Below are 15,317 nucleotides of genomic sequence, written 5' to 3'. Positions count from 1 at the left end.
CGGGGGTTGGCCTCCCCGGCCGGCCGGGGGACCGGGGGGCCGGGGGGCCGGGACGATGCAGTCCCGCGGACATGCAGTACGGACGTCAGTGCCCGGACGGCTCAGCGGGCGCCGAGGTGACCAGCTCCGTGAGGACTCCGTGGCAGTCCTTGGGGTGCAGGAACGTGATGCGCGAGCCCATCGAGCCGCGGCGGGGCTCGTCGTACAGGACGCGGACGCCCTTGTCCTTGATGTCCGCGGCATCGCCGTCCACGTCCGCGGTGCCGAAGGCGATGTGGTGCACGCCCTCGCCGTTCTTGGCCAGCCATTTGGCCACCGTGGAGTCCTCGCGGGTGGGTTCGAGCAGCTGGAGGTAGGAGGCGCCGCCGTCGGAGGTCTCGTTGATCTTGAGCATGGCCTCCCGTACGCCCTGCTCCTCGTTGACCTCGGAGTGGAACACCTCGAAGCCGTACGTGGCACGGTAGAACTCGACAGTCTTGTCGAGGTCGAAACAGGCGATCCCGATGTGGTCGATTCGCGTCAGCATGAATTCAGTGCAGCGCTCCGGCGTTGGTTACGCAACGTGCGCGCGATCACACCGTCTGCCGGATGACGGGGTGGGTACCGGTCAGTACATTCAAGTAAACCCTCGTTCACTCCTCGGCGCTGTCGCCGGAAGGGGATCTGTCTCATGTCTGGAACGAACGGCACCACCTCAGTGATCGTCGCGGGCGCGCGCACGCCCATGGGGCGGCTCCTCGGCTCGCTCAAGTCCTTCTCGGGTGCGGACCTGGGGGGCTTCGCCATCAAGGCCGCGCTGGACCGGGCCGGGATCGGCGGGGACCAGGTGCAGTACGTGATCATGGGCCAGGTGCTGCAGGCCGGGGCGGGGCAGATCCCGGCACGCCAGGCCGCGGTCAAGGCCGGCATCCCCATGAACGTCCCGGCGCTCACGATCAACAAGGTCTGCCTCTCCGGGCTCGACGCCATCGCGCTCGCCGACCAGCTCATTCGTGCGGGTGAGTTCGACGTGATCGTCGCGGGCGGCCAGGAGTCCATGACCAACGCTCCGCATCTGCTGCCGAAGTCCCGCGAGGGCTTCAAGTACGGCGCGATCGAGATGCTCGACGCGATGGCGTACGACGGCCTGACCGACTCCTTCGAGGGCATCGCCATGGGCGCGTCCACGGAGAAGCACAACACCCGGCTGGGGATCGCCCGCCCGGAGCAGGACGAGTTCTCCGCCCTGTCGCACCAGCGTGCCGCCGCCGCGCAGAAGAACGGCGTCTTCGAGGCGGAGATCACGCCCGTGGAGATCCCGCAGCGCAAGGGCGAGCCCGTCGTCTTCAGCAAGGACGAGGGCATCCGCGGCGAGACGACCGTCGAGTCGCTGGCAAAGCTGCGCCCGGCCTTCGCCAAGGACGGCACGATCACGGCCGGTTCCGCCTCGCAGATCTCGGACGGTGCGGCCGCGGTCGTGGTGATGAGCAAGGCCAGGGCAGAGGAACTGGGCCTGGAGTGGCTCGCCGAGATCGGCGCCCACGGCAACGTGGCCGGTCCTGACAACTCGCTGCAGTCGCAGCCGTCGAACGCCATCGCGCACGCGCTGAAGAAGGAGGGGCTCGAGGTCGAGGACCTCGACCTGATCGAGATCAACGAGGCCTTCGCCGCCGTCGCGGTGCAGTCAATGAAGGACCTCGGGGTGTCTACCGAAAGGGTGAACGTCAACGGCGGTGCGATCGCCCTGGGTCACCCGATCGGGATGTCCGGTGCCCGACTCGTCCTCCACCTCGCGCTCGAACTGAAGCGGCGCGGTGGCGGCGTGGGCGCGGCCGCGCTGTGCGGTGGCGGCGGGCAGGGAGATGCGCTGATCGTGCGGGTGCCCAAGGGCTGACCTCTCCTTTCGGTCGGGGTAGGTCCCCTTACGCGTCACGTCGTACGTGCCCGGTTCGCCCGGCACGCACGTACGTCGCGTACGAACACGTCTTGTCGGTACGACCCGGAACGGAGCTGTGATGCAGGACGTCGCCTCGCTGGTGGCCCAGGCCAGGGAAGGGCGGCCGCGGGCCGTGGCCCGGCTGATCTCCCTGGTGGAGGGGGCGTCCCCGCAGCTGCGGGAGGTCATGGAGGCGCTGGCGCCGCTGACGGGGCACGCGTACGTGGTGGGGCTCACCGGGTCGCCGGGCGTCGGGAAGTCCACGTCCACGTCCGCGCTCGTGACCGCGTACCGCAAGGCCGGGAAGCGGGTCGGCGTGCTGGCCGTCGACCCGTCGTCCCCGTTCTCCGGCGGCGCGCTGCTCGGGGACCGGGTGCGGATGTCCGAGCACGCGTCGGATCCCGGGGTGTACATCCGGTCGATGGCCACGCGCGGCCATCTGGGTGGGCTCGCGTGGGCCGCGCCGCAGGCGATCCGGGTGCTCGACGCCGCCGGGTGCGACGTCGTGCTCGTGGAGACCGTGGGGGTCGGCCAGTCGGAGGTGGAGATCGCCTCGCAGGCGGACACGTCCGTGGTGCTGCTCGCGCCCGGGATGGGCGACGGGATCCAGGCCGCCAAGGCCGGGATCCTCGAGATCGGCGACGTGTACGTGGTCAACAAGGCCGACCGGGAGGGGGCCGACGCGACCGCGCGCGAGCTGAACCACATGCTGGGGCTCGGGGAGTCCCGCGCGCCCGGTGACTGGCGCCCGCCGATCGTGAAGACGGTGGCGGCGCGCGGGGAGGGCATCGACGAGGTCGTCGAGGCGCTGGAGAAGCACCGGGCGTGGATGGAGGAGCGGGGCGTCCTCGCCGAGCGGCGGCTGGCCCGGGCCGCCGGGGAGGTCGAGACGATCGCGGTCACGGCACTGCGGGAACGGATCGGCGACCTGCACGGCGACCGACGCCTGAGCGCGCTGGCGGAACGGATCGTGGCGGGGGAGCTGGATCCGTACGCGGCGGCGGACGAACTGGTGGCGGGGCTAACGGAGCGCTGACGCGGCGCCGCCTGTCGGTGGTGGGTCGGGGTACGCGCGCGGCTCACGCCCGGCGGGTGGTTCGCCACCCGCCGGGCGTGGGTCCAGGTCCGCACGCGGCTCCTGGCCGGTGGTCGGTCGCCACCTGCCGGTACGTGGGTCGGGGCCGCGCCGGGATGTACGCCTCGGTCTGGCGCCGACCCCTCATCGTTCGGGGAGCCCGGAGTTTGCGCCAGCCGCTGCGGGCGCACATCCCGCCACGTCCCCTTCGGCGCGTGGGCGGCTACCGGCCGGTGGGGGGCGATCGTCACCGTTGTGGGCAATCGTTCCGCAGGGCGGAACGGGTGGGCACAACCCACGACGGCGGGCGCCCCTGCGTACGGCCTCAGCGCAGCTTCCCGTGGGCGCAGCCCGAGACGGGGCGACGGGTCAGTCGTCGTCGCCGTCGTCGTCCGGGCGCTCCGCCGTAACGGCGCCGGACCGCAGGTCCACGCCCCAGTCCCGCTCGACGCCGGAGGCGACCGTCTCCACCTCCCAGGCACGCCCCGTCCCGTCGTCGTCCACGTCGACAGACGTGACCGTTCCCCGCCCGGCAAGGGCCTTCGCCGCCTCCGAGGCGGACACGGACGCCCCGTCCAGAGCGGCCCGCACCCGCGCAGCGTCATCATCGTCCTCGTGCTCGACATGCGAGCCGAGGACCTTTCCCGTACGCGGATCGACCTGGACGCTCCGCCACTCGTCACCCTTGGTGAGCACGTCGACGTCCCAGACCAGGCGGTGGTGCTCGTCCTCGAGGTCGGCGGAGACCGCGGTCCCCGGCGTGTGTGCGAGCGCCGAGGCGATGGCCTCGCCGGCCGACACGCGCGCGGTCTTCACCTCGGCGGCGTCGTCCCGCTCGTCGTCCCCGACCCGCTCGTCGTCCCCGACCCGCTCGTCGTCCCCGACCCGCTCGTCGTCCCCGACCTGCTCGTCGTCCCTGATCTGCACGTTCGACGCGCGAGCCGGCGCCTCGTCCTCGCCCGTGATGGCGAAGGCCGTCACGGTCCCGCCGGCGATGAGGGCCGCGGCGGCGCCGGCGATGACGATGGTGCGCTTCATGATGGATCCTCCCGTTGTCGTACGGCTTCGTGCCGTTCGTTGCGACGAGGACCAATCTGGACGATCGATGCTGAAGCCCCGCTGAAGGGAACCTGAAGAAGCCTTCAGGTTCCCTTTGCGAAGCTGTGCGCATGCGGCTGCTGATTGTTGAGGACGAGCGGCGGCTGGCCCTGTCGCTCGCCAAGGGCCTGACCGCCGAGGGCTACGCCGTGGACGTCGTCCACGACGGGCTCGAGGGACTGCACCGGGCGGGCGAGGGCGCGTACGACCTCGTCGTGCTCGACATCATGCTGCCCGGCATGAACGGCTACCGGGTGTGCGCGGCCCTGCGCGCCGCCGGGCACGACGTGCCGATCCTCATGCTGACAGCGAAGGACGGCGAGTACGACGAGGCCGAGGGGCTCGACACGGGAGCCGACGACTACCTCACCAAGCCGTTCTCGTACGTCGTGCTGGTCGCCCGTATCAAGGCGCTGCTGCGCAGGCGCGGCCGGGCGGGCGGCTCGCCCGTGCACCGGGTGGGGGAGCTTCGGGTCGACACCGCGGCCCGCCGGGTGTTCCGCGGTGAGGATGAAGTGCCGCTCACCGCAAAGGAGTTCGCCGTGCTGGAGCACCTGGTGGTGCGGGTGGGCGAGGTCGTGTCCAAGGCCGAGATCCTCGAGCACGTCTGGGACTTCGCGTACGAGGGCGATCCGAACATCGTCGAGGTGTACGTGAGCGCGCTGCGGCGCAAGCTGGGGGCCCGGTTCATCAGGACCGTGCGCGGCGCCGGATACCGGCTGGAGGCCGCGCAGTGAGTGAGCCGAAGGGGCGCGTCGGTGTCGAGAGTGCGACCGCGCGGAGGCGTGACGAAGGAGGGCTGAGCACGGTCGCACTCTCGACACCGGCTGTGGCGCCCCGGAGGCGAACGGAGCCAAGAAGGGTGAGGCGGCTCCTGGGGTCCGTACGGTCGAGAGCCACGCTCGGGGCGACGCTGGTCGTCGCGGTGGCGCTGGTCGCCGCGGGTGCTGCCGTCGTCCTCGCACTGCGCGCGAATCTGACCGGTCAGGCGGACGGCCAGGCCGAGTCGGCCGCGCGCAGGGTGGCCGCTGATCTGGCGGGGCACACGCCGTTCGACCAGCTGGACCTCGAGGGCGACAACCCCGTGCAGGTCTTCGACCAGGACGGGCGGTTGCGCGCCGTCAGCGAGGATCTGGAGCGCATCAGCGGTACGGGCCGCGGCGCCGTGCGGCCGGAGGCGGTTCCGGCGTCGGATGATGACGACGAAGAGCATGACGACTCCCTCGAAGCGGGTGAGATCTCCGAGGAGGCCGCCTTCAGCGAGGGTTCGGCGACGGTCGACGGCGAGACCGAGGACTACCGGTTCGCCGAGGTCCAGGTGGAGGTGGACGGCCAGGGCACCCTCACGGTGTATGCGGGCGCGTCCCTCTCCGCCGAGCAGAGCGCCGTCCGCACCGCGTTGACCGCCATGCTCGTCGGCTTCCCGCTGCTGCTCGCCGTCGTCGCCGCCGTGACCTGGCTGGTGACCAGGCGCGCCCTGCGGCCGGTGGAGGACATTCGCCGCGAGATGGCCGCCATCACGGCCTCTGAGGACCTTGCGCGGCGCGTGCCGCAGCCGGACACGCACGACGAGATCGCCCGCCTTGCGCGGACCACCAATGAGACGCTCGCCGCGCTGGAGGCCTCCGTGGAGCGCCAGCGCCGGTTCGTCGCGGACGCCTCGCACGAGCTGCGCAGCCCCATCGCCTCGCTCCGGACGCAGCTCGAAGTGGGTGCCGCCCACCCGGAGCTGCTCGACGTCGACGGCGCGGTCGCGGACACCGTACGCCTGCAGCAGCTGGCCGCCGACCTGCTGCTCCTCGCCCGCCTTGACGCGGGGGAGCGGCCCGGCGCGATGCGCCTCGACCTGGCGGCACTGGTACGCGAGGAGCTCTCGCAGCGGACGGCCGACCGGATCCGTGTGGAGGCGGACCTGGAGCAGGTGGAGGTGGCCGGGTCGCGCGGGCAGCTGGCCCGTGTTCTGGGCAATCTGCTGGACAACGCACAGCGGCACGCACGCTCGCGGGTCACGGTCACCGTACGGGCTGAGGGGTCCTGTGCCGTGGTCGAGGTCGCCGACGACGGGGACGGCGTCCCGGAGGCCGAGCGGGAGCGCATCTTCGAACGCTTCGTACGCCTCGACGACGCCCGGACCCGGGACGATGGCGGCGCGGGCCTGGGCCTGGCGATCGCGAGGGACGTGGCCCTGCGCCACGCCGGAGCCCTAACGGTCGCCGACGCCCCTGAAGGAGGCGCACTCTTCGAACTCCGGCTCCCCGCCGACTAGTTCCCGTTGTGGGCAATCGTTCCGCAGGGCGGAACGGGTGGGCACAACCCACGACGTACGGTGCCCTGGCACATTACCCAGGCCGCGCGGAGCGCTACGGCTTCCCCCGCTGCACCCGCAAATGCTCCGCCACCGGCCGCAGCGACTTATGGAGCTCCTCGAGCGCCTCGGGCGAGAGGAGCTCGATGAAATGCCGCCGCACCGACGCGACATGGTGCGGCGCGACCCGCCGCATGGTCTCCATGCCGTGCTCGGTCAGCACGGCGAACAGCCCCCGGCGGTCCGACTCGCAGTTCTCGCGCCGCACGAGCTGTGCGCTCTCCATGCGCGTGATCTGGTGCGAGAGGCGGCTCTTGGACTGGAGGGTCGCGGCGGCCAGATCGCTCATGCGCATGCGGTGGCCCTCGGACTCGGACAGGTTGACGAGGATCTCGTAGTCGTTCATCGTCAGGCCGAACGGCTGCAGATCCCGCTCCAGCTGGTACGTCAACAATCTGTTGACTTCCAGGTGGGTGCGCCAGGCGCACTGCTCCGCATCCGTCAGCCAGCGCGTGGCCGTCTCGGTCTCCATGAGTCGATTCTACCTAAGAAGTTGAAATGCGGACGAGTGTGTGGGGTGTGACAGCGTGCACGCGTTCGATGTCACACTCCGCAGACTACCGCTCACAGGCCGAAGCGCCGCTGGAGATCCCCCAGCTGTCCGGGAAATCGCGGTACGCCAGCCTGGGGGCCGTGCTGTCCCTGGTGACCGGATACCCCGTGGCCGCCGGGCACACCTGCCTCGTGCGGGACGGCTCCCGTCGCCTGATCGGCCATGAGGGTTTCCGTCGACTGCAGCAGGACCGTGCCCGCCCCCACGAACTCGAACTGGTGCTCCTCGCCGGAGGTCCCGCCGATGCCCGTCATCGCACGTAGACCGCCCATCACGCCGGTCATGTACTCGTGGTCGTAGTGGTGGCACGGCGACGGGCAGTCGGCCCAGCCGACGAGTGCCTGCGGGTCGACCCGGATGGGGGGCTCCATGAACACCACGGGGCCGTTGGACGCGGCCACGAACTTGCCTGTCCCGATCAGCGTCAGAAAGCCGGGAACGATCGACTGCTTCAGCGAGAGACTTGGCTGAAAAGCGAGGAGGTTGCCTGAGCGAATGGTCAGGTTGCCGTCCTCCAGGTCGTACGAATTGACGTCGAAGGCCCGGTCCGCGAGCAGCATCTTGCCCTGGCCCTCGGCGACGACCCAGTCGCTCGCGTGCAGCGGCGAGTGGAAGGACGTACGGACGAGCCGGTCCAGGCGGCCGTGCCCGATGCCGTTGAAGTCGATCGACCCGTAGTAGGCGATCATCTTGCCCTTCTGCAGGAACCACTGGCTGCCCTTCAGTTCCACGCAGAAGGTGTACGCGTTGACGTTGTCGTCGGACGGCAGCGTCATCGGGTCGTGGATCACCGGGCCCGGGGCCCCGTAAGCGCTCACAGCTTCTCCTCCGAGGCCTGTACGTACACCGCGCCGCTGCCGGAGAGCTCCAGCTGGAACGCCTCACCGGAGCCGCGCCCCACCATGTCGCGCCAGCCGAGCGCCGTGGACAGCTTGTTGCGCACGTCGCCATGGTGGGCCACGTATGCCTGCGGGTCCACGTGGACGGGCCGCTGGGGTGTGATCGGGACCTCGATGACCCCGCCGTGCGCCATGACGGCGACCGAGCCGTGGCCCTTCAGGGTGGTGGTGAAGAGCCCCTGGCCCGTCACCTGGCCGCGGACCATGCCCATGACCCCGCCCTGCGAGCCCATGAACATCGTGCCCTGCTGCAGGGTTCCGTCGAAGGCGAGCAGCCGGTCCGCCTCCACGTAGAGCGTGTCGCCGGTCAGGCTGATCACCTGGATGTGGTGTCCGCCGTGGCCGAACAGCACGGTGCCGCTGCCCTCGACCGTCATCAGCGGGGTGGCCTCGTTCGCGACGCGCCTGCCGATCATCGACATCAGGCCGCCCTGGCCGCCCTGCATGTTGGGCGTGAAGCTGACCTCGCCCTTGTACGCGAGCATGGCGCCGCGCTGGCTGAACATCCGCTGGCCGGGCATGACCGTCGCCTCGACCATCTTGGAGTTGATCTCACGGAAGGGCATGTCAGACGTCCCCTGCGATCGTGTTGCGCTCACTGGGCTGTACGTAGACCAGTCCGTCGCCCTCGAAGCGGATCTGGAAGGCCTCGCCACCGCCCTCGCCCATGAACGTGCGGAAGGTCACGCCGGACTGGAAGCTCTGGCGTACGTTCCCTTGGTGCGCAATGTAGGCCCCGGGGTCGACGGTCAGGGGGTACTGCGAGGTCACCCGCAGCACCACCGCCGGCCCGTCGGACATGATCGCCGCCTGGCCGTGGCCCTCGACCGTGGTCGTGAACAGGCCGTTTCCCTGGGAGGCGCCGCGCAGCCCGGTGAACGACGTGCCGGTGCGCAGGCCGGCGTCGGTGCAGAGCAGATTGCTGGACTCGACGTACAGCTTGTCGCCCTGCAGATTGACGAGGTTGATCTCGGAGGCGCGGTCGGCGAACCAGCAGGTGCCGTGCCCCTTCACCTCCATCACGGTCATCTGCTCACCGGTGATGCGACGGGTCACCATGCCCCGGATGCCCTCGCCGCCACCGCTCAGCTTCTTGAACGCCATCTGGCCGTCGTAGGCGACCATCGAGCCGTTCTTCGCCTTGACGGCGTCGCCGGTCATGTCGACGGCGAGCACCTTGCTGCCCTGGAGTCGGAACGTTGCCACGGAAGCGACCGTAGCGGGGCAGAGCGGGGCGCGCACAGGGCCCACCGGATGATGCGGACCCTGATGCGACCCCTAGTACCTGCCGGATGCCACAATGGGCCCGCTTGTGCTCGCATTCACAAGATCAACGTTCAGGGCATCGTGCCCGGGCAGCCGCCCCCCGTCGTACCCCACCGAAGGTGACCCCCGTGGACATCAAGACCGCATCCGCACTCCGCCGCCTCCGACTGGTCTCCGCACCGGAGGCCGTCTCGTTCCTGCTGCTGCTCGTCTGCTCGGTGCTCAAGCGGACCACGGACTTCAACGCCGTCCCCGTGATGGGCATGATCCACGGCGTGCTGTTCATCCTCTACGTGATCTTCTGGCTGGACGCCTGGAACCGCACCAAGTGGGGGATCGGCACGGCTGCCCTCTACTTCGTCCTGTCGGTCCTGCCGACCGGCGGCTTCTTCGCCGACCGCAAGCTGAAGCGGGCGGCCGAGGACGAGGTGATCGCCTCCCGCGCCCGCAAGGAAGGGATCGTCAACGCATGATCGTCGCCTTCTCCGTGACCCCGCTCGGGGTCGGCGAGGACGTGGGCGAATACGTCGCCGACGCCGTGCGCGTCGTCCGCGAATCCGGGCTCCCGAACCGCACCGACGCCATGTTCACGTCCATCGAGGGCGAGTGGGACGAGGTCATGGACGTCGTCAAGCGCGCCGTCGCCGCGGTCGAGGCGCGTGCCCCGCGCGTATCGCTCGTCCTGAAGGCCGACATCCGCCCCGGCGTGACGGACGGCCTCACCTCGAAGGTGGAGACGGTGGAGCGGCACCTTTCTGCCTGACATCCGTGTGACACCCGTCCCGAGGGTCGCCTCGGACGCCGTGACGCCGTACCTGGTTCCCGGAAAGCCCCGGCCCGCGCGGGCCGGGGCTTTCTCGTGCCTCACTGTTTGAGCAACTGCTCAAAACCGTGTAGCTTCACCCGCAGAAGGTGTTGAGCAGTCGCTCAAAAGCTTCTCTGACCGGGGGTTTGGCGTGGGGCTGTACGTAGAGGCACGCATACGGGCCGATCTGGACGCGCTGTGGGCGCTCACCCAGGAGCCCGCGCACCATCAGCGCTGGGATCTGAGGTTCACCGAGATCGACTACCTGCCGCGCGCGGAGGGCGAGTCGCAGCACTTCCGGTACGCCACGCGCGTACTGCCCTTCCTGACGGTCGCGGGCACGGGCGTCTCCGCGGGCGAGAAGGAGCGCCCCGACGGCACGCGCACCTCGGCGCTGCGGTTCGCCTCGCCGCATCCGCTGTCGCTGCTGGCCGAGGGCAGCGGCTACTGGCGGTACGTGCCGACAGCCGACGGCATCCGCTTCCTCACCGGATACGACTACCGGCCCCGGTGGGGCCGCTTCGGCCGGGTCGCCGACCGGTTCGTGTTCCGCCCTCTGATGGGATGGGCGACGGCCTGGTCGTTCGACCGGCTGCGGCTGTGGCTGGAACACGGGATCACGCCGGAGCGCGCGCGGCTGCACTGGCTGGCGGAGACGGTCGCACGGGCCCTCACGGTCGCCGCCGCCTGCACGGGCCTCGCCCTGCGCCCCTTCGTGGAGCTCGCCGAACCCGTCACGGCACCCCTCGTGTACCTCCTCCCGCTCCTCTGCGTGATCGCCGTCCCCCTCGCCCTCTTCGCACCGCCCCTGCCGTGCACCCCGGCGGCCCGCCGCTGCGTGCGCACCGCCCCGGCACGCACGCGTGCACCCCGGCTGGCGGCCACACTCGAACTCAGGGAGCAGTCATGACCTCGACGGCCTTCCGCGTCTCGATCTTCCGCACCGCGATGGGCGCCGACTTCGAACGGCTCCACCCGCAGCTGCAGCGCCGCTTCTCCGTGGGGCTCGACAGCGGCGAGGCCTGCACGGGACGCGGAGTGATGGACCGGATCTGGCACGGCGGCGCCTTCGTGAAACCGTTCCTGGCACTGGGCTCCGCCCGCCACATACTGGTGCCGCGCACCGGCCGGAACATCCCCTTCACCATCGAGAACGTTCCCTACGCGGACACCTTCGGCCGCGAAACCGTCAGCTTCGTCCGCACCTTCGCCTTTCCCGGCGGGCGCCCCCGGCGCTTCGACGCGCAGATGGTCCTCGATCCCCGCGGCGACCGCATCCTCGACTATCTCGGCACCCACCAGCATCTCGCCTCCGACCTCCACCTCTCCGCGGACGGCCGGGGCGGACTCGTCATCCGCTCCGGCGAGCACCGCTTCCGCGAGGGCCCGGTGGACCTGCGCGTGCCCGGCCTCATCGGCGGCGACGCCGAGGTACGCGAGTGGTACGACGAGACGGCCCGGCGCTTCCGTGTCCGCGTCCGGGTCACCAACCGCTGCTTCGGCCCGCTCTTCGGCTACGAGGGGTCGTTCACCGCCGGATACACCGACGTACGCTCGCACGGGGTGCGCGCCGGGCTGCGCCCCGTACGGGAGGAGAGCCGCATGAGCCGGGACGCCCGCCGTATGGCGCGCCACACGATGCGGGGCGCCGCGTGAGCCAGGACACCAAGGTCAGGCTGCTGGAGGGCGCCCTGCGGACGCTCACCGAGCAGGGCATCGCCAAGACCTCGGCGCGCACCGTCGCAGCCGCCGCCGGGGTGAACCAGGCGCTGGTCTTCTACCACTTCGGCTCGGTCGACGAGCTGCTCGCCGCGGCCTGCCGGCACGCGACCGAGCAGCGCGTCGCCCGCTACCGCGGACGCCTCGAGCAGATCACCTCCCTCGCCGGGCTCCTCGAGTTCGGCCGGCAGCTGCACGCGGAGGAGCGCGCCGCCGGCCATGTCGCGGTGCTCGGCCAGCTGCTCGCCGGCGCCCAGACCCATCCGCGCCTCGGACCCGCCACCGCGGCGGGGCTCGACCTGTGGATCGCGGAGATCGAGACGGTGCTGCGGCGGGTGCTCGCGGGGACGCCGCTCGCGGAGTTCACCGACCCCGCCGGGCTGGCGCGGGCCGTCGCGGCGGCGTTCGTCGGGATCGAGCTGTACGAGGGGGTCGACCCGGAGGGGGCGGGGCAGGCCCTCGACGCGCTGGAGCAGCTGACCGTGCTGGCCGCGGCGCTCGAGGAACTGGGGCCCGTGGGCCAGCGTGCCGTACGGCATCGCCTGCGGCGGGCCGGACGGTGAGCCCGTCCCGCCTGCGGTGAGCCTGGGTGAGCCCGTGGTGAGGCGCACGCCCGTAACGGCCACGGAACCGCGAGACAGGGCTGACCGGGTTATAACCGGCCGGTAAGGTCAAGCACGTGCCGAAGCCGCTCAGCCTTGCCTTCGATCCCATCGCCCGCGCCGACGAACACTGGAAGCAGCGCTGGGGCAATGTACCGTCCATGGCCGCGATCACCTCGATCATGCGCGCGCACCAGATCCTGCTCGCCGAGGTCGACGCGGTCGTCAAGCCGTACGGCCTGACCTTCGCCCGCTACGAGGCGCTGGTGCTGCTCACGTTCTCGAAGTCGGGCGAGCTGCCGATGTCGAAGATCGGCGAACGCCTGATGGTCCACCCGACCTCCGTCACCAACACCGTGGACCGCCTCGTGAAGTCCGGCCTCGTCGACAAGCGGCCGAACCCGAACGACGGCCGCGGCACGCTCGCCTCCATCACGGACAAGGGCCGGGAGGTCGTCGAGGCGGCCACGCGCGACCTGATGGCCATGGACTTCGGCCTCGGCGTGTACGACGCGGAGGAGTGCGCCGAGATCTTCGCCATGCTGCGGCCGCTGCGGGTCGCGGCACACGACTTCGAGGACTGAGCGGCCTCGGGGAGGTTCCGGCACGCCCCCGAGGCCGATCGGCACGTCGAGGAGCAGGGCGCCGCAAGATCTCCACGTGCGCCCGGTTACGCTCGTAGCCATGAATCGAAGCGTGCTGACCCGCTACCGCGTCATGGCCTACGTCACCGGTGTCCTGCTGGTCCTCCTCACCCTCGGTGTGATCGCCAAGTACGTCCTGGACCTGAACGGCGCCGCGGACTTCACGCGGATCGTCGGCATCGCGCACGGCTGGTTGTACGTCGTGTATCTGGTCTTCGCCTTCGACCTCGGCGCCAAGGCCAAGTGGCCGGTCGGCAAGCAGCTGTGGGTGCTCATCGCCGGCACCATCCCGACCGCCGCCTTCTTCGTGGAGCGCAAGGTCTCCCGTGAGCTCGAGGCCAAGATCGCCGAGGACGGCGCGGCGGTCGCCAAGGCCTGATGAGGTCCCGGCCGGCGAGCGCATCCCCGGCCGGCTGCGGTTCCACGACGCGTGGTGCCGCAGGGCCAGACGGCTGACGTACGCGCCGCACATCTCGCGGCACTGTGGTCCTGACCTGCAGCTATGCGGTGTACCTGGGACTGGTGGCAGCCTGGCCGTCGACACTTACTTGGACGTCCTAGTAACTTCGACGTATGGACGCTGACGCCATCGAGGACGGCCGCCGCCGCTGGCAGGCCCGCTACGACGCTGCGCGTAAGCGCGAAGCGGCCGGGGGTTTGGGGACGAAGCCCCCAAGGGATTGGACACGTTCGACGCTCTCCGGGGACCCCGTGGAGCCGGTGTACGGGCCGCGGCCCGGGGACACGTACGAGGGCTTCGAGCGGATCGGCTGGCCGGGCGAGTACCCGTTCACGCGCGGCCTGTATGCGACGGGCTACCGCGGCCGCCCCTGGACGATCCGCCAGTTCGCGGGCTTCGGCAACGCCGAGCAGACCAACGAGCGGTACAAGATGATCCTGTCGAACGGCGGCGGCGGACTCTCGGTCGCCTTCGACATGCCGACCCTCATGGGCCGCGACTCGGACGACCCGCGCTCGCTCGGCGAGGTCGGCCACTGCGGTGTGGCGATCGACTCGGCGGCGGACATGGAGGTCCTGTTCAGGGACATCCCGCTGGGCGACGTGACGACCTCGATGACGATCAGCGGCCCGGCGGTGCCCGTCTTCTGCATGTACCTCGTCGCCGCCGAGCGCCAGGGCGTCGACACGGCCGTCCTCAACGGCACGCTCCAGACCGACATCTTCAAGGAGTACATCGCGCAGAAGGAGTGGCTCTTCCAGCCCGAGCCGCATCTGCGCCTGATCGGCGACCTGATGGAGTACTGCGCGCGGAACATCCCCGCGTACAAGCCGCTCTCGGTCTCCGGCTACCACATCCGCGAGGCGGGCGCGACGGCCGCGCAGGAGCTGGCGTACACGCTCGCGGATGGCTTCGGGTACGTCGAGCTGGGGCTCAGCCGCGGTCTGGACGTGGACACCTTCGCGCCGGGGCTTTCGTTCTTCTTCGACGCGCACGTCGACTTCTTCGAGGAGATCGCCAAGTTCCGCGCGGCACGCCGGATCTGGGCGCGCTGGATGAAGGAGGTGTACGGCGCTCGGACGGAGAAGGCGCAGTGGCTGCGGTTCCACACACAGACCGCGGGCGTCTCGCTGACTGCCCAGCAGCCGTACAACAACGTCGTACGCACGGCCGTGGAGGCGCTCGCGGCGGTCCTCGGAGGCACCAACTCCCTGCACACCAACGCCCTCGACGAGACCCTCGCGCTGCCGAGCGAGCAGGCGGCGGAGATCGCGCTGCGCACGCAGCAGGTGCTGCTGGAGGAGACCGGCGTCGCCAACGTGGCCGATCCGCTGGGCGGTTCCTGGTACGTCGAGCAGCTCACCGACCGTATCGAGGCGGACGCCGAGCGGATCTTCGAGCAGATCAAGGAGCGGGGGCGGCTGGCTCACCCCGACGGGCAGCATCCCATCGGTCCTGTCACGTCGGGCATCCTGCGCGGTATCGAGGACGGCTGGTTCACCGGGGAGATCGCCGAGTCCGCGTTCCGGTACCAGCAGGCGCTGGAGAAGGGCGAGAAGAAGGTCGTCGGCGTCAACGTCCACCAGGGGTCGGTGACCGGGGATCTGGAGATTCTGCGGGTCAGTCATGAGGTGGAGCGGGAGCAGGTACGCACTCTTGCGGAGCGCAAGGGGCGACGCGACGAGGGCCGCGTGAGCGCGGCTCTGTCCGCGATGCTCGCGGCCGCGCGGGACGGCTCCAACATGATCGAGCCGTTGCTCGGTGCGGTGCGGGCCGAGGCCACGCTCGGGGAGGTCTGTGACGCCCTTCGGGCTGAGTGGGGGGTGTACACGGAGCCGCCCGGGTTCTGAGGGCGCCCCGCCGTCGTGGGTTGTGCCCACCCTCCCCCAGCTACCGCTGGGAGGTGCCCCCAGCCC

General features: G+C 70.4%; 18 protein-coding genes. 12 read left to right on the top strand and 6 right to left on the bottom strand.

Features of this window, described 5'->3' with window-relative positions; all coding sequences use genetic code 11:
- Positions 1-85 precede the first annotated feature (85 nt).
- On the bottom strand, positions 86-526 hold the full coding sequence (gene mce / locus STSP_RS06365) for a methylmalonyl-CoA epimerase (RefSeq protein ID WP_067273252.1): 441 nt from the start codon (positions 524-526) through the stop codon (positions 86-88).
- A gap of 144 nt (positions 527-670) precedes the next feature.
- Here mce and STSP_RS06360 point away from each other — a divergent pair, with 144 nt between their 5' ends.
- Positions 671-1,873 carry an acetyl-CoA C-acetyltransferase gene (locus STSP_RS06360; protein WP_067273250.1) on the top strand — a complete coding sequence of 401 codons (1,203 nt, stop codon included), beginning with the start codon at positions 671-673 and terminating at the stop codon, positions 1,871-1,873.
- 121 nt (positions 1,874-1,994) lie between these two features.
- Positions 1,995-2,951 carry a methylmalonyl Co-A mutase-associated GTPase MeaB gene (meaB, locus tag STSP_RS06355; protein WP_067273247.1) on the top strand — a complete coding sequence of 319 codons (957 nt, stop codon included), beginning with the start codon at positions 1,995-1,997 and terminating at the stop codon, positions 2,949-2,951.
- 408 nt (positions 2,952-3,359) lie between these two features.
- Here the strand turns inward: meaB and STSP_RS06350 are convergent, their stop codons facing one another.
- The gene (locus STSP_RS06350; RefSeq protein ID WP_067273246.1) at positions 3,360-4,028 is read right to left on the bottom strand and encodes a PepSY domain-containing protein; all 669 of its coding nucleotides are present in this window, start codon (positions 4,026-4,028) and stop codon (positions 3,360-3,362) included.
- 131 nt (positions 4,029-4,159) lie between these two features.
- On the opposite strand from STSP_RS06350, the gene STSP_RS06345 reads away from it, so the two are divergent.
- Positions 4,160-4,825, top strand: a complete 666-nt coding sequence (locus STSP_RS06345) for a response regulator transcription factor (protein WP_067273389.1) — start codon at positions 4,160-4,162, stop codon at positions 4,823-4,825.
- Between the two features lie 125 nt (positions 4,826-4,950).
- The gene (locus tag STSP_RS06340) at positions 4,951-6,354 is read left to right on the top strand and encodes a sensor histidine kinase (RefSeq protein WP_067273243.1); all 1,404 of its coding nucleotides are present in this window, start codon (positions 4,951-4,953) and stop codon (positions 6,352-6,354) included.
- 94 nt (positions 6,355-6,448) lie between these two features.
- Here STSP_RS06340 and STSP_RS06335 read toward each other — a convergent pair whose 3' ends face one another.
- The 4 genes from STSP_RS06335 to STSP_RS06320 all read right to left on the bottom strand — a co-directional run bounded on the left by STSP_RS06335 (position 6,449) and on the right by STSP_RS06320 (position 9,066).
- Positions 6,449-6,925, bottom strand: a complete 477-nt coding sequence (locus tag STSP_RS06335) for a MarR family winged helix-turn-helix transcriptional regulator (protein WP_067273241.1) — start codon at positions 6,923-6,925, stop codon at positions 6,449-6,451.
- 92 nt (positions 6,926-7,017) lie between these two features.
- Positions 7,018-7,824, bottom strand: coding sequence for an AIM24 family protein (locus STSP_RS06330; RefSeq protein WP_067273238.1), 807 nt, complete (start codon positions 7,822-7,824; stop codon positions 7,018-7,020).
- Complete coding sequence (locus tag STSP_RS06325; RefSeq protein ID WP_067273235.1) at positions 7,821-8,471, bottom strand: AIM24 family protein; 651 nt, start codon at positions 8,469-8,471, stop codon at positions 7,821-7,823. Before STSP_RS06325 ends, STSP_RS06330 begins: the two co-directional genes overlap by 4 nt.
- Before the next feature lies 1 nt (position 8,472).
- Positions 8,473-9,066: an AIM24 family protein gene (locus STSP_RS06320; protein WP_067273384.1), complete on the bottom strand. Its 594-nt coding sequence runs from the start codon at positions 9,064-9,066 to the stop codon at positions 8,473-8,475.
- Positions 9,067-9,299: 233 nt separating this feature from the next.
- Between STSP_RS06320 and STSP_RS06315 the strand changes: the two genes are divergently transcribed.
- From STSP_RS06315 to STSP_RS06280, 8 genes are all read left to right on the top strand, one after another.
- A complete protein-coding gene (locus STSP_RS06315) occupies positions 9,300-9,644 on the top strand; it encodes a DUF3817 domain-containing protein (RefSeq protein ID WP_067273232.1) in 345 nt (114 codons plus the stop codon).
- A complete protein-coding gene (locus STSP_RS06310; RefSeq protein ID WP_030672233.1) occupies positions 9,641-9,934 on the top strand; it encodes an MTH1187 family thiamine-binding protein in 294 nt (97 codons plus the stop codon). Before STSP_RS06315 ends, STSP_RS06310 begins: the two co-directional genes overlap by 4 nt.
- 193 nt (positions 9,935-10,127) lie before the next feature.
- A complete protein-coding gene (locus tag STSP_RS06305) occupies positions 10,128-10,886 on the top strand; it encodes a hypothetical protein (RefSeq protein WP_067273229.1) in 759 nt (252 codons plus the stop codon).
- On the top strand, positions 10,883-11,632 hold the full coding sequence (locus STSP_RS06300) for a DUF4166 domain-containing protein (RefSeq protein WP_067273227.1): 750 nt from the start codon (positions 10,883-10,885) through the stop codon (positions 11,630-11,632). Before STSP_RS06305 ends, STSP_RS06300 begins: the two co-directional genes overlap by 4 nt.
- Complete coding sequence (locus STSP_RS06295) at positions 11,629-12,258, top strand: TetR/AcrR family transcriptional regulator (RefSeq protein ID WP_067273225.1); 630 nt, start codon at positions 11,629-11,631, stop codon at positions 12,256-12,258. Before STSP_RS06300 ends, STSP_RS06295 begins: the two co-directional genes overlap by 4 nt.
- Positions 12,259-12,374: 116 nt before the next feature.
- Positions 12,375-12,881 (top strand): MarR family winged helix-turn-helix transcriptional regulator, encoded by a 507-nt coding sequence (locus STSP_RS06290; protein WP_067273222.1) that lies wholly within the window; start codon positions 12,375-12,377, stop codon positions 12,879-12,881.
- Between the two features lie 100 nt (positions 12,882-12,981).
- Positions 12,982-13,320, top strand: a complete 339-nt coding sequence (locus STSP_RS06285) for a DUF3817 domain-containing protein (protein ID WP_067273219.1) — start codon at positions 12,982-12,984, stop codon at positions 13,318-13,320.
- 194 nt (positions 13,321-13,514) lie between these two features.
- Positions 13,515-15,251 (top strand): acyl-CoA mutase large subunit family protein, encoded by a 1,737-nt coding sequence (locus tag STSP_RS06280; RefSeq protein ID WP_067273217.1) that lies wholly within the window; start codon positions 13,515-13,517, stop codon positions 15,249-15,251.
- Positions 15,252-15,317 lie beyond the last annotated feature (66 nt).

The organism is Streptomyces jeddahensis, from assembly GCF_001642995.1.
GTDB lineage: Bacteria > Actinomycetota > Actinomycetes > Streptomycetales > Streptomycetaceae > Streptomyces > Streptomyces jeddahensis.
The sequence above is the reverse complement of the archived record's forward strand: the minus strand, read 5'-3'. Positions and strand labels throughout refer to the sequence as shown.

Excerpts from the sequence above, each read along its gene's own strand:
- mce (WP_067273252.1), bottom strand. The coding sequence starts at position 526 with ATGCTGACGCGAATCGACCACATCGGGATCGCCTGTTTCGACCTCGAC.
- STSP_RS06360 (WP_067273250.1), top strand. The coding sequence starts at position 671 with ATGTCTGGAACGAACGGCACCACCTCAGTGATCGTCGCGGGCGCGCGC.
- meaB (WP_067273247.1), top strand. The coding sequence starts at position 1,995 with ATGCAGGACGTCGCCTCGCTGGTGGCCCAGGCCAGGGAAGGGCGGCCG.
- STSP_RS06350 (WP_067273246.1), bottom strand. The coding sequence starts at position 4,028 with ATGAAGCGCACCATCGTCATCGCCGGCGCCGCCGCGGCCCTCATCGCC.
- STSP_RS06345 (WP_067273389.1), top strand. The coding sequence starts at position 4,160 with ATGCGGCTGCTGATTGTTGAGGACGAGCGGCGGCTGGCCCTGTCGCTC.
- STSP_RS06335 (WP_067273241.1), bottom strand. The coding sequence starts at position 6,925 with ATGGAGACCGAGACGGCCACGCGCTGGCTGACGGATGCGGAGCAGTGC.
- STSP_RS06325 (WP_067273235.1), bottom strand. The coding sequence starts at position 8,471 with ATGCCCTTCCGTGAGATCAACTCCAAGATGGTCGAGGCGACGGTCATG.
- STSP_RS06320 (WP_067273384.1), bottom strand. The coding sequence starts at position 9,066 with ATGACCGGCGACGCCGTCAAGGCGAAGAACGGCTCGATGGTCGCCTAC.
- STSP_RS06310 (WP_030672233.1), top strand. The coding sequence starts at position 9,641 with ATGATCGTCGCCTTCTCCGTGACCCCGCTCGGGGTCGGCGAGGACGTG.
- STSP_RS06300 (WP_067273227.1), top strand. The coding sequence starts at position 10,883 with ATGACCTCGACGGCCTTCCGCGTCTCGATCTTCCGCACCGCGATGGGC.
- STSP_RS06285 (WP_067273219.1), top strand. The coding sequence starts at position 12,982 with ATGAATCGAAGCGTGCTGACCCGCTACCGCGTCATGGCCTACGTCACC.
- STSP_RS06280 (WP_067273217.1), top strand. The coding sequence starts at position 13,515 with ATGGACGCTGACGCCATCGAGGACGGCCGCCGCCGCTGGCAGGCCCGC.